At 69.7% G+C, this 12,145-nt stretch carries 11 protein-coding genes; 4 read left to right on the top strand and 7 right to left on the bottom strand.

The window, feature by feature from the left end:
* From VJS38_RS16190 to VJS38_RS16160, 7 genes are all read right to left on the bottom strand, one after another.
* A partial coding sequence (locus tag VJS38_RS16190) for an acyltransferase family protein (RefSeq protein ID WP_324089186.1) occupies positions 1–550 on the bottom strand: 550 nt, incomplete at its 3' end.
* Positions 551–748: 198 nt separating this feature from the next.
* Entirely contained in the window at positions 749–1,522 is a 774-nt protein-coding gene (locus tag VJS38_RS16185; RefSeq protein ID WP_324089185.1) for a hypothetical protein, read from the bottom strand.
* Positions 1,523–1,727: 205 nt separating this feature from the next.
* Complete coding sequence (locus VJS38_RS16180; RefSeq protein ID WP_324089184.1) at positions 1,728–2,762, bottom strand: MBL fold metallo-hydrolase; 1,035 nt, start codon at positions 2,760–2,762, stop codon at positions 1,728–1,730.
* A 102-nt stretch (positions 2,763–2,864) separates the two neighbouring features.
* Positions 2,865–4,193, bottom strand: coding sequence for a glycosyltransferase (locus VJS38_RS16175; RefSeq protein ID WP_324089183.1), 1,329 nt, complete (start codon positions 4,191–4,193; stop codon positions 2,865–2,867).
* 306 nt (positions 4,194–4,499) lie between these two features.
* On the bottom strand, positions 4,500–4,757 hold the full coding sequence (locus VJS38_RS16170; protein WP_324089182.1) for a hypothetical protein: 258 nt from the start codon (positions 4,755–4,757) through the stop codon (positions 4,500–4,502).
* Between the two features lie 10 nt (positions 4,758–4,767).
* Positions 4,768–5,406 carry a sugar transferase gene (locus VJS38_RS16165; protein ID WP_324089181.1) on the bottom strand — a complete coding sequence of 213 codons (639 nt, stop codon included), beginning with the start codon at positions 5,404–5,406 and terminating at the stop codon, positions 4,768–4,770.
* A gap of 343 nt (positions 5,407–5,749) precedes the next feature.
* Positions 5,750–7,195 carry a sigma 54-interacting transcriptional regulator gene (locus VJS38_RS16160; RefSeq protein WP_324089180.1) on the bottom strand — a complete coding sequence of 482 codons (1,446 nt, stop codon included), beginning with the start codon at positions 7,193–7,195 and terminating at the stop codon, positions 5,750–5,752.
* 535 nt (positions 7,196–7,730) lie between these two features.
* Here VJS38_RS16160 and VJS38_RS16155 point away from each other — a divergent pair.
* The 4 genes from VJS38_RS16155 to VJS38_RS16140 all read left to right on the top strand — a co-directional run bounded on the left by VJS38_RS16155 (position 7,731) and on the right by VJS38_RS16140 (position 12,138).
* Entirely contained in the window at positions 7,731–8,444 is a 714-nt protein-coding gene (locus tag VJS38_RS16155; RefSeq protein ID WP_324089179.1) for a Crp/Fnr family transcriptional regulator, read from the top strand.
* Between the two features lie 226 nt (positions 8,445–8,670).
* The gene (locus VJS38_RS16150) at positions 8,671–9,618 is read left to right on the top strand and encodes a DUF2889 domain-containing protein (protein ID WP_324089178.1); all 948 of its coding nucleotides are present in this window, start codon (positions 8,671–8,673) and stop codon (positions 9,616–9,618) included.
* Positions 9,619–9,727: 109 nt separating this feature from the next.
* The gene (locus tag VJS38_RS16145; protein ID WP_324089177.1) at positions 9,728–10,798 is read left to right on the top strand and encodes a fatty acid desaturase; all 1,071 of its coding nucleotides are present in this window, start codon (positions 9,728–9,730) and stop codon (positions 10,796–10,798) included.
* A complete protein-coding gene (locus VJS38_RS16140) occupies positions 10,795–12,138 on the top strand; it encodes a lipopolysaccharide biosynthesis protein (RefSeq protein WP_324089176.1) in 1,344 nt (447 codons plus the stop codon). The genes VJS38_RS16145 and VJS38_RS16140 overlap by 4 nt, the downstream gene beginning before the upstream one ends.
* Positions 12,139–12,145: the final 7 nt, after the last annotated feature.

Below are 12,145 nucleotides of genomic sequence, written 5' to 3'. Positions count from 1 at the left end.
GCATCAGGGAGCGGCGCGCGACGACGCCGAAGATCGCCAGCCCCGACAGGGCGAGGTAGCAGTTGAGCTCCCAGGGGATCGTCCAGAGCTGGGCGTTCACCCGGCCGAACGGGTTCGTCTCGAAGACGCCGGGCAGCAGATATTGCGGATGTCCCAGAAGGTTCAGGAAATAGCGGTGGAACACCGGGTCCGAGAGATACTCAGCGAGCGGCAGCCGCGTGAGCAGCGGGCCGAGCAGCAGCGCCGACACCAGGGACTCCACCGCGAGCGCCGGAAACAGCCGGATCACCCGAAGCCCGGCGAACATGGCGATGGTCCGCGACCGCTCGAGGCTGCCGGCGACGAGGAAGCCGCTGAGCGCGAAGAACATCGGTAGCAGAATTGCCGCGAACGGGTGCGCGGGGCCTGAGCCGAACGCATCCTGGGCCGCCTGGCCATAAGACGTGATGACGCTGTGCCAACAAAGGATAAGAACGGCCAGCATGATCCTCATGTAATCGAAGCCCGTAGGCCGGTTGCCGGTCGCTGCGAGACGATCGCCGAGGGTCATGCAGACTCTCCTACATTGGGGTTGGCGTCCCGGTTTGCGCGCCGGGCGGCCGGGCGATATCTTTTGCTGAGTGTGCGGGGAGACGAAGCGCACGGCGCGCGGCCGGCTGTCCACGGCGCCGGTTGATGCGTTGCAGGCATGGCGGCGGGCCCGAAGGCCTCGCTATGCCCGGCGCTGGTCAATCGGCCCGGCCGGCGCTCAGACCGCGACGCGGCCCATCCGCCGCCTCAGCCAGCTGTCGCCGTGCGGATCGCCGAAATGGAAGAGGGCGGTGGCGCGGATGTTCCCGGCGTCGCACGGCTCGTTGGTGTGCAGCGTCCGGTAGCCCCAGAAGACGTAGAGAGCGCCGGGAATCATTTCGATCCGGCGCAGCTTCAGAAGGCCGGAAAGGAACAGCCGCTTCAGGAGAAGCTGGGCGAGCTTGTTGTCGAGGGCGACCTTGTCCAGCAGGTTCAGCAGGTAGGACGGCCGGATCGCCCTGAGATTGGGCCGGATGACCAGATGCCCACGCTTGCCCTCGGTCGGGATGAGGATCGGCAACAGGAGGGTGACGACGTAGGAATCGTAGTGGAAGATGAAGCACTCCTTCAGCGCCGTCCGTCCCGCCAGGCAGCGCAGCACCTGATGGACCCCTTGGCGCGGCGCCGCCGTGCCGGTCGCCTGCTCATAGAGCCGCCGCAACAGGCTCGCGAACTCGGGCTGGTCGGGCAACTCGCCCAACAGGGTCCCGGACACCTCGTCCCGGCCGGTGCGGGCCGTGTACTCGCCGCCCGCCTCGGCGACCTGGCGGCGCACGAAACCTTGGAGCTGCTCCAGCGCGTCGGCCCCGAGATAGTTCGGCAGCACGGCCAAGCCGCTTTCCTCGATCTGGCAGGCGAGGTTTCGGACGGCGTGGTCGGACAGCCGGGGCAGGCGGCCAGGCCGACGGATCTCGTCGCTGCGCTCGCGCCCCGCCAGTTCCGCCGACAGCATCGCCTTCTCCCAGGCTGGATGACTCCGGCTGAGCCCCCAGCGCGGCGCATTGGATGATTAGGCGTCTTCGGGGACGGCGCCCCATGCCGCGGGCCCGATCGGCGCCGCCGTCGCGCAATTGGAGGTCGCAGGACAATCTCGTCGCCCGGACCGCAGCCCGGTGTCCGAAAGCGAACATCCCCGCCGGGGGGCCGGGGCGGAGGCGTCAGGCCTCTGCGGTGAGAGGGCGGCCGGCTTCGCGCCAGGCGGCGAGGCCGCCCTCCAGGGCGGTGGCGCGCAGGTAGCCGAGCTCGCGCAGGGTGACGGCGGCGAGCGTCGAGATCTTGCCGAACTCGCAGCAGGTCAGGATCTTGACCGTCGGGTCCGGCAGATCGGAGTTGACGCGCAGCTCGAGCTGCCCGCGCGGCAGATGCTTCGCCCCTGGAACATGGCCGGCGGCGAAGGCGTCACGCTCGCGCAGGTCGAGGATGACCATGTCGCAGCTGTTGTCGCCGATCCGCTCGGCGAGCTCGCCCTGGGACATGAAGGCGACCTTGGCGGAGGCCTCCGCGAGCAGCTGCGAGACCGGCTTGGCGCCGGTCATGTTGGTGCGCAACGCCTCGGTCAGGTGGGTGGGCGCCGACAGGTCCAGGGTCTGCATCATGGCCACGAACTCGCCGCGCTGGCGCTTCTGCAGGCGCGGATTGTCCGCCAGCTCCGCGCCGATGGTCGAATGCGAGCGGCCCTTATAGTCGTGGGCGGGAAAGACCAGGGTCTGCGGCGGCAGCTTGAGCAGCTTGTCGAACAGGCTGTCGTAGAGCGCGCGCGGATCGCCGGTCGGCAGGTCGGTGCGGCCGGTTCCGCCGATCAGCAGGGTGTCGCCGGTGAACACCCGGTCGCCCAGCAGCAGGCACATGGAGTCGCGCGTGTGTCCGGGCGTGTGCAACGCCTTCAGCCGCAGCTGGCCGGCCACCAGCATGTCGCCGTCGTCGAGCCGGAGCGTGGCGTGGGGCGCGGGGCTCAGCTGGTGCATCACCACCGGCGCATCGAGCAGGCGGCCGATCTCGCGGCTGCCGGAGAAGTGGTCGGCGTGGGTGTGGGTGTCGACGACGTAGCGCAGGTGCAGGCCGTGCTGGCCGATCCGGCCGCGGTACTCGTCGATGCGCGACAGCTCGGGGTCGATCAGCACCGCCGCGCGGCTGGCCTCGCACCCCACGAGATAGGACTGGCAGCCGCCCGTGGCGACCTGCTCGAAGACCATGACCGACCCCTCAGCTCATGATCCTCGCAGCATCCGCCTGAAGCGCCGCGGCGCCAAGCGGAAGAACCGGGAGGCGGGGAGGAGCCAGGCGCAGGAAAGGAGTCAGCCTCCGATCACCGACATCACCCCTTCGTCGAAGCGCTCCGGCGCGAAGCGCTGAGCCTCGCGCACCGCGTCGGCGGGCCGGAAGTGCGGCAGCCAGGCCTCCATCTCCTCGACGGCCTCGATCAGGGCTTCCGTGGTCTGCTCGTGGAAGAAGAGGCCAGAGACGCCCGGGTGGATGCTGTCGAGCGCTCCGCCGCGGCCGAAGGCCAGCACCGGGCGGCCCGACGCCATCGCCTCGACGGGAACCATTCCGAAGTCCTCCTCGGCGGTGAACACCAGGGCGCGGCAGCGCGCATAGGCGCGGCGCAGCTCGTCGAAGCTCAGGCGTGGAATGATCTTGATGTTGCGCTTCGCCCGCGCCTTCAGGTCGCGCAGCATCTCGCCTTCGCCGACCATCAGCAGCGGCAGGCCCAGCGCGTTGAAGGCCTCGACCGCCAGGTCCGCGCGCTTGTACGCGGTCATCTGGCCGACCCACAGATAATGCGGCTCGACCTCGTTCGACGGCCGGAAGAGTGAGACGTCGACCGGCGGATAGACCACGGTCGAGGGACGCCGGTACGACTTCTCGATGCGCTGCTGGATGAAGCTGGAGTTGGCGATGAAGCGGTCGACCCGCGCGGCGGAGGCGTAGTCCCACTCGCGCAGGCCGTGGGTCATGAACGGCATGGCCATGCGGGTGAGGAAGCCGGCCGAGCGCAGATAGTCGGTGTAGTGGTCCCACAGATAGCGCATCGGCGAGTGGCAGTAGCAGACGTGCAGCGCCCGCGGCGGCACGATGACGCCCTTGGCCGGACCGGACTCGCTGGAGAGGATCAGGTCGTAGCCGCGCAGATCCAGCTGCTCGAGCGCCAGCGGCATCAGCGGCAGGTACTTCTGGTAATGCCTAACCGCGCCGGGAAGCCTCTGGATGAAGGTGGTGCGGACCGGCCGGGCGCGGATCGCCTCGGACACTGCGGCCGGATTGTAGACGTGGGTGAAGATGTCGGCGCGCGGGAACAGCCGGATCAGCCGCTCCAGCACCCGCTCGCCGCCGCGCATGCCGACCAGCCAGTAGTGCACGATGGCGGTGCGGGGCTCGTCGCGGCCGCAGATCATCCGTCGGGAGGGATAGCTGCCGAAACGGGACGGGGGACGGGGGCGCAGCAGGCTTGCGGCCTCGCCATCCGCCCCGAGGCGCGCATGCGGAGCCTGCGGGGTGAAGCCGCCGTCGAGCAGCCCGGTCATCCGGCTACGCGGCGCGGACTGCGCCGCCTCGGCGACGGCGGCGGGAGCAACCGGCGAGGGCTCGAACGAATGACGCGCCGCCTTGGCTTTCTGAGCATCCATATGCATCACCTGCATAAGGCCAGCCGCATCCGAGCCCCCGTCGTTCGAGCGGGAGTTCCGACGCGTCAGAGCCAACGTTGCGTGGACGAATCCAGGACCGTCCACGCAACTGGGGGCTTGGGAGTAAGTAGAGGTGGTAAATCAACTTCCATGTCTTGAGCGCTGGTCGACGCTCAACACAGCAATCCTGAAATTCTCGGTCCGGATGGGCAATCGATATAGGCCCTGAGGGCGATAGTTGCTTTTCGATGCGCTGATTTCGCCAAGCTAAGTCTCGATCTGTGCAACGGCGGAGCCGGAAAGGCGCTAAAGCCGCTGATGTTCGGCCGCGGCGAGCCTTGCGGGCCGAGGCTGCAGATGCTTGCGCCGGGGCGCGTGCTCACGAGGGGCCGCGGCGTGCGTCGTGCGGAGGGCTTCGAAGAGGCCGAGTTCGGCGCCTCGCTGGTCGGCCGCGGCGCCGGCCGCGACCACGAGGCCGTCCTCGTCCCAGAGGCTCCAGGTCCAGCCTTCCTCGACCTGGCTCAGCGTGTAGGCGAAGCGTTGCTCTGTCGCGGCGTGCCTCATGGCGTGCTCCTCAGTAGGAGCCGCGCTTCAGGAGCACCGCCGGCACGGTCCGGGCGATGATCCAGAGGTCGAGGCCGACGTTGCGGCGCCGGGCGTAGAGCGTGTCCATGGCGACGCGGCGGCGGTAGCCGACGCTGCTGCGGCCGCTGACCTGCCACAGCCCGGTGATGCCGGGCTTCACCGACTGATAGTGGCGAAGGCGCAGGCCGTAGCGGACCATCTCGCTCTCGACGATGGGCCGCGGGCCGACCAGGTTCATCTCGCCGCGCACCAGATTGATCAGCTGCGGCAGCTCGTCCAGGCTCGAGCGGCGCAGGAAATCCCCCACCGGCGTGACGCGCGGGTCGTGGCGCAGCTTCTGATTCTCGCGCCACTCGGCGCGGGCGGCGGGATCTCGCGCGAGCAGGTCGGCCAGCCGCTCCTGCGAATCGATGCGCATGCTGCGGAACTTGAGGCAGTCGAACGGCCGGCCGCGGGCGCCGATTCGCCGGTGCTTGAACAGCACCGGGCCGCCATCCTGCGCCACCACCGCCGCCGCGGTCAGGAGCATGACCGGCAGGATGAAGATAAGGATGAGAAGGCCGAGCAGCCGCTGGCCGTATTCCCAGGCCCGCTGCGCATCCAGGTCCTGGGCGGTCGCGCGCGCCATGCGTCCCGCCGCACTCGACGCGTTATAGTCGTGTTCGTGGCGAGCAATCGAAGACATCGGGGAGGTCCATCTCTGAGTGTCTTTGTAATGTTGCCGCGAATGACAGGTCTGGTGACCAATGGAGCGAATCAAACTGGAAGCGGAGACTCCATTCGTTTCGCAAGACGCGTCGATAATTCAGGAAAATGTGCGGCGGCGTGTGAATCACATCAGGGATCGACTGGAACTTTTCTGCAAGCTGGGAGTCCAGTAGGTGCTGGCGGGTTGAAGGATCTGTCCCGCCTTGGACATCTGCGCCGCCGTTTGATCGCCGAAAGGCAAAACGGCGGCGCAGGCTCCGTCGTCAGGTCGAGGGCTGCGAGCGCCGACGCCGCCGACGCATGACCTCCATGCCCCGGTCCTCGATCTTCTTGCGCAGGGTGTTGCGGTTGAGGCCAAGGAGGGCCGCGGCCCGCAGCTGATTGCCCCGCGTCGCCGCCAGCGTCATGCGGAACAGCGGCCGTTCGAGCTGATCGAGAAGGTGGTCGTAGAGCGCAGGGGGCGGGGCGCTGACCGGATCGTCGGCGAAGTAGCTGGCGAGCTTGCGCTCGACGACCTGCGACAGGGTCTCCGGCTCGTCCTCGACGCCCTCGGCGCCCGGGGGCGCCTCGACCAGCTCCCGCTCGATGATTCGCGCGGTGATCAGGTCGTCGGGGTGCATGGCGCAGATCCGCCGAATCAGATTCTCCAGTTCGCGCACGTTGCCGGGCCAGCGATGCAGCTTCAGGCGTTCGAGCGCGGTGGCGTCGATCGTCTTGGTCGGCAGCCCCTCGCGGGCCGCGCGCAGCAGGAAGGCGCGGGACAGCTCGGGGATGTCGTCGAGGCGTTCGCGCAGCGGCGGCAGGCGCAGCGGCGCGACGTTCAGGCGGAAGAACAGGTCCTCCCGGAACAGGCCCTGCTGGATCATGCCGCGCAGGTCGCGGGTGGTGGCGGCGATCACCCGGATGCTGCAGCGCCGGTTGGTCCGCGGATTGACGACCGCTTCCGAGCCGTCGATGACCCGCAGCAGCCGCATCTGGGCGTCGAGCGACATGCCGTCGATCTCGTCCAGGAACAGGGTGCCGCCGTCGGCCTCGATCAGCTTGCCGCCGGCGCCGTCGTCGCCGCCGAACAGCTTGGCCTCCACGCGTTCGGCGTGAGTCGCCGCCAGGTTGACGCCGACGAACTGGCCGGCGCGCCGCCGACCCATGTCGTGCAGCACGCGCGCGACCAACTCCTTGCCGGTTCCGGATTCTCCGGTGAGCAGCACCGTCAGGTCGGTGCGCACGAGCTTGGCCACCGCACGATAGACCTCTTGCATCGGAGGGGAGCGGCCGATCAGCGGCAGTCGCTCGTCGCGCACGGCCCGCGCCTGGGCCTTGGCGCTTTCAGGATCGGTCGGACTGGAGAGGGCGCGTCGGGCGGCCGACAGCACGTCCTCCACGTTGAACGGTTTGGCGATATACTCGAAGCAGCCGGCTTCCGCGGCGTTGATCGCGGTCAGCACGTTGTTCTGTCCGCTGATCAGGATCACCGGCAGCTTGGGGCGCTCCTTGCGGATCCGTGGCAGCACGTCGAAGACGTTGTCTTCGGCCATCAGCACGTCGCTTACGATCAGGTCGCCATCGCCCTCCCCAATCCACTTCATCAAGGTCGCAACATTACCTGTGGCCCGAACCTGGTGGCCTAGCCGCATGAAGGCCTGGCTCAGCACCAGGCGCATCGAGGAGTCGTCGTCGGCGATCAGAATCTTCTTTTCGACGGTCGGCATCCGGACATGTCCCTGGCAAACGGTCAGCCTGCATCGCGCGGAGTGCGCGCACCGGCCGACCCGTAGGTTGAAGATTTCCCCTCCCTTGTCCCCTGCGTCGCCCCGCCGCAGAGTTTGCTCGGTCCTAACCCAGATTGGCGACGACGAACCTGCCAGGAATCGTGACGGCTCCGGACATGCTCGAAGCCTGCCGACCGGTAAGGCTTTGAAAACGGGGCGGGAAACAAACAACCTTTAACGTAGATCAGCCGATACACAGTCTCGCTAGTCGGACTTCTATGCGGTCTCAGCATAGAAAGTGAGCGTCCGCCGTAAAGCTGCCCAAAATTGGACTAGATTGATGTTCGGGCGAGGCACCTCGGGCAATAGGCTGAATTAACCATGTGCATAATTCGCAACGGATGGTGTGGATCTGCCTGTAATTGATCATGATGCCACTCTAGCGGGTGATTTTATCTGTTAGGGCTTGAGTCCATATTGTCGCCATCTCCCGCTGGTTGCAGTGTGTGAGGTCGCCCATAAACCAGGTTTCCCAATGCTGGCGCTGAACACACGCCCCGCCAGGCCGATGGCGCGCGCGGTCGCGGGGCTCCTGCGGGCCGCGGACCTCGAGCCGTGGGCTGTCGAGGGGCTGCTCGACCTTGGCGTGGAGCGCCACCCGCCGGGCTCGCTGATCGAGCCGTCGGCTGAACGCCCCTCCGAGGCGCCGCAGATGAAGTGGCTGCTCGACGGATGGCTGTGCGAGGCCCGCGTCCTGCCGAACGGCGTGCGACAGATCTTTTCCTTCGCCGTCCCGGGCGACGTGATCGAGGCGCCGTCTTCTCCGCGTTTCCGCAGCGTGCGCGCGGTGACGGCGGTCGAATGCGTCGACGTCGCCGACCTGCTGGCGCGCGCCGCCAATCCCGACACCTTCCTCTGCGCCGTGCTGCGGTCCCTCGAGCAGGCGACCGAGCGCCGGTACGATCACATCGCCCGCCTGGCCCAGCGTTCGGCCCAGGTCCGCCTGGCCTCGCTGCTGGTCGAACTGCACGAGCGGCTGTGCGGCGCGGGCCTCGTCCGCAGCGATCATTTGCAGGGCGACGAGTTCGCCCTGCCGCTGCGCCACGAGGAGCTCGCCGACGCCCTGGGGCTCAGCCCGGTGCACGTCACCCGCTGTCTGAAGTCGCTGCGCGAGCAGGGGCTGCTGACCATGAAGTTCCGCCGCGTGTCGGGCTTCGACCGGGCGGGACTGGAGAAGCTCTGCGTCTGAGGCCGGCCTCGGCCGTCAGGTGCGGAACACCGCCAGGTCCTCGCGGGCCGACGCCCGCGCGATGCGCCGCCCGGGCGATGATCGCGGGCGGCGTATGGATCGGCGCAGGCTCAGGCACCACATTGGACCTTCGAGCTTTCCGCCGAGAGTGACGATTGTGAACGACCTGCCCCTGACGCCGCCGAGACATTCCGCCGGACACGCGCCGCTCCGCCGGCCGGGTTCCGTGCGCCGCACGTCCAGCATCGACGTCTCGTGGCCGGACGGTCGGAAGGGCGCGATGCGCTTCGACGCCCGCGCCCGCGACCTCGTCACGCCCAGGTCCGCTCCGGCGGTGGTCGCCGCCGAGGACTGGTACGTGGCGCGCGTGCAGGCCGACCGGACGATCGCGGCGATCGAGGCCGGGCCGGACCGTCCGAACGTCGGCCGGCTGGCCGGCGAGCGGGGCGGGGGCAAGCTGCGCGCCGTGCTGACCGAGGTCGTGCCGGAGGAGCGGGACGGAGCCACCCCGCTCTACCTGATCCTCGACGATTTCTCAGGGGTCAGCCTGATCGCCGGCTGGGCCTGGTCGCAGTGGGACCCAGGCTGGCTGGCGCAGATGCGGGCGAGGATGGAAGATCCGGCCATGGCTCAGGCGTTCAAGAAACGCGAGAACGTCTGTATCGGCCATGCGCCGGGCGCCAGCGCCTTCGACCTGGACAAGCGCGCCGGCGAGCCGATCGCGGCGACGCCCGCGCCCGACCTGCGCCATCCGCAGGACCCAGAGGGCTGGCACCGGTTCACGCGCCAGGAGCATGCCGGAATGCGCCGGGCGCGGCGGGTGGACGTGTGGCGGGACGGGGGCCTGATCCACATCGACTCCGCCTTCCAGGACAGCGGCTCGGCGGCTGACGGCGGCCGCACGGCGCTGCACGAGTACAGCCTGGCCGCCACCGCCGATCCGACGAGCCTGGAGGTGCTGTCGATCGAGGCCACGCCGCGCGTGCTGCCGTTCGTCGAGTGCCCTTCGGCCACGCTGAACCTGCCCCGGCTGATCGGCACGCCGCTGCCGCAGATGCGCGAGAAGGTGCTGGCCGAGCTGCCGGGCGTGGCCGGCTGCACGCACCTGAACGACGCCCTGCGCGCACTGGCCGAGGCGCCGGCGCTCCTGCGGCGGCTTGACGCTCAGGCCTGAGAACGCGCCCCATCCGCACACGGATCGCACCCGAGCGCCAATGGGTCGCTTTGACCCTGGCCGCGGACGCCTTAAGTACGCGCTCTAGGGACAGGTTGGCGGTGGGCGAGTGGCGGCGAAGGCTCAAGACGAGCGCGCGCGGGCGATCGAGCTCGTGACGGAGGCGCAGCGGATCACCGCTGACCTGACGCGCCCGGACGCGCGCGTCTATTGGACCGACCTCGCGCTGACGACGGTCGCGATCCAGGCCGGCCTCGCCGCCGCCGTGCTGGCGCACGGGCCGCTGGCCTGGATCGGCGCGCTGGTCTGCGTCGTCGCGCTCTATCGCGGGGTGAGCTTCATCCACGAACTGACCCACCTGCGGCCGGGCCAGACGCCGGGCTTCCGCGCCGGCTGGAACGCGCTGATCGGCGTGCCCTTCCTGGCGCCCTCGCTGCTCTACGAAGGGGTGCACAACCTGCACCACCTCAAGCAGCTCTACGGGACTGCGGAGGATCCGGAGTACCTGCCGCTGTCGCGCCGCCGGCCCGCAGTCGTCGCGGGCTTCCTGGCGGTGGCGGCGCTCGCGCCGCTCGGCGCCTTCCTGCGGTTCGCGGTGCTGGCGCCGCTGTCGTTCCTGGCGCCCGGCCTGCGGCGCGAGGTGGTCGCGCGTTACTCCGGCATGAGCATCAACCCGGCCTTCCGCCGCCAGGACTTCGGCCTCGCGCGGCGGCCCGCCTGGCGCGCCCAGGAGATCGCCGCCTGGCTGTGGAGCTGGACGCTGGTCGGCCTCGTGGGTTCGGGCGGGCTCGCGGCGCGCTATGTCCTGACGGGCGCGGTGCTGATGTCCGCCGTGGCGCTGGTCAACCAGCTGCGCACCCTGGTGGCGCACGGCTGGACCAGCGACGGGGCGCCGATGACCATCACCGAGCAGTTCCTGGATTCCGTCAACGTGCCGCCGCCGGGCTGGCTGCCGCTCGTCTGGGCGCCAGTCGGCCTGCGTTACCACGCCCTGCATCATCTGCTGCCGGCGGTGCCGTACCACAACCTGGCCGAGGCGCACCGCAGGCTCGCGGCGGCCCTGCCGGAGGGCTCCGCCTACCACCGCGCCCAGCACCCCAACCTGCTTGCGCCGCTGAAGGCGCTGATCGCGCGGGCGTCGGCCAGCCACGCCGAGACCCGGCTGCGGGAGCCGGCATGAACGCCGCCGCCGCCCAGGCCCGGCCGCAGCCCACCGCCGGCGCCATCTTCCGGCGCATCCTGGCCAACGCCGGCAAGCTGCTGGGCGGGCGGGCCGTCAACGCCGTCCTCAGCCTCGCCTACACCGCCGTGGCCGCACGCGCGCTCGGCGTGAAGGGACTGGGCGTGCTGGTGATGATCCACGCCTTCGCCCAGCTGCTCGGCGACGTGGTCAAGTTCCAGTCCTGGCAGACGGTGCTCCAATACGGCGCCGAGCCGCTCGCCCAGCGCCGCCTCGACGAGCTGCATCGGGTGGTGCGCTTCACCCTGATGCTGGACCTGATCAGCGGCCTCGTCGGCATGGGTGTGGGCGTGGGCGGCGCGCTGGCCTTCGGCGGCCGCCTCGGCTGGGGCGCGGATCAGGCGCCCCTGGCGGCGGCCTATGTGCTCTCGGTGATGTTCATCACCGCCGCGGCGCCGCTCGGGATCCTGAGGCTGCTCGACCGCTTCGACGTGCTGGCCGCGCAGGCGGCGGTGATCTCGGTCGTGCGGCTGATCGGCTGCGCCGTCGGCTTTGTCCTGCATGCGGACCTGGCCTTCTTCCTGCTCGTCTGGGCGCTCGGGACCGTCGCCGGCTTCCTCCTGCTGGCCGCCGCCGCCTGGCGCGAGATGGACCGCCAGGGCCTGCTGCACGGCTTCCGCTGGCTGGGACCGACGCGAATCTCCACCCCGGGGGCCTGGCGCTTCGCCTGGGCGACCAACCTCAACGCCACCCTGGGAACCGCCTTCACCCACCTCGTGACCCTGATGGTCGGCGGCCTGCTCGGTCCGGCCGACGCCGCGCTCTGGCGTATCGGCCGCCAGGTGGCGGACGCCATCGCCAAGCCGGTGCGGCTGTTGATCCCCGCCCTCTATCCCGAGCTCGTGCGGCTGCGCGCCGAGCGGCGGGAGAAGACCATGTGGCGGCTGACGGCGCGCATCGCCCTGGCCGCCGGCGCGGTCGGCCTCCTGCTGCTGATAGTGTCCGGTTTCGCCGGCGCGCCGCTCTTGCGCCTGGTGATGGGGGCGGGCTTCGCCGCCGCGGCGGGCGTGATGACCTGGCAGGTCGCCGCCGCCGTGGTGAACCTGGTCAGCCTGCCGCTGGAGCCGATGGTGATCTCGCTGGGCCAGGCCGGCGCGACCGTGCGGGTGCGGGTGGTGGTCGCCGCCGCCTACGCCGCGGCCCTGCCGTTCCTGGTCCGCCGCTTCGGGGTCGAGGCCGCCGGCGCGGCCCTCGTCGCCTCCTCGCTCGCCATCGCGCTCGGCATGCTCTGGCTGCTCCTGCGGCAGCGCTCGCAGGCCGACCGCTACAATGCTGCTTGATCATTGC

The organism is Phenylobacterium sp. (assembly GCF_035276905.1).
GTDB lineage: Bacteria > Pseudomonadota > Alphaproteobacteria > Caulobacterales > Caulobacteraceae > Phenylobacterium.
Note: the sequence above shows the minus strand (reverse complement) of the source record. Positions and strands in the feature narration are given on the sequence as shown.

Excerpts from the sequence above, each read along its gene's own strand:
- VJS38_RS16155 (WP_324089179.1), top strand. The coding sequence starts at position 7,731 with ATGCTGGCGCTGAACACACGCCCCGCCAGGCCGATGGCGCGCGCGGTC.
- VJS38_RS16185 (WP_324089185.1), bottom strand. The coding sequence starts at position 1,522 with ATGCTGTCGGCGGAACTGGCGGGGCGCGAGCGCAGCGACGAGATCCGT.
- VJS38_RS16180 (WP_324089184.1), bottom strand. The coding sequence starts at position 2,762 with ATGGTCTTCGAGCAGGTCGCCACGGGCGGCTGCCAGTCCTATCTCGTG.
- VJS38_RS16175 (WP_324089183.1), bottom strand. The coding sequence starts at position 4,193 with ATGGATGCTCAGAAAGCCAAGGCGGCGCGTCATTCGTTCGAGCCCTCG.
- VJS38_RS16165 (WP_324089181.1), bottom strand. The coding sequence starts at position 5,406 with ATGGCGCGCGCGACCGCCCAGGACCTGGATGCGCAGCGGGCCTGGGAA.
- VJS38_RS16170 (WP_324089182.1), bottom strand. The coding sequence starts at position 4,757 with ATGAGGCACGCCGCGACAGAGCAACGCTTCGCCTACACGCTGAGCCAG.
- VJS38_RS16160 (WP_324089180.1), bottom strand. The coding sequence starts at position 7,195 with ATGCCGACCGTCGAAAAGAAGATTCTGATCGCCGACGACGACTCCTCG.
- VJS38_RS16140 (WP_324089176.1), top strand. The coding sequence starts at position 10,795 with ATGAACGCCGCCGCCGCCCAGGCCCGGCCGCAGCCCACCGCCGGCGCC.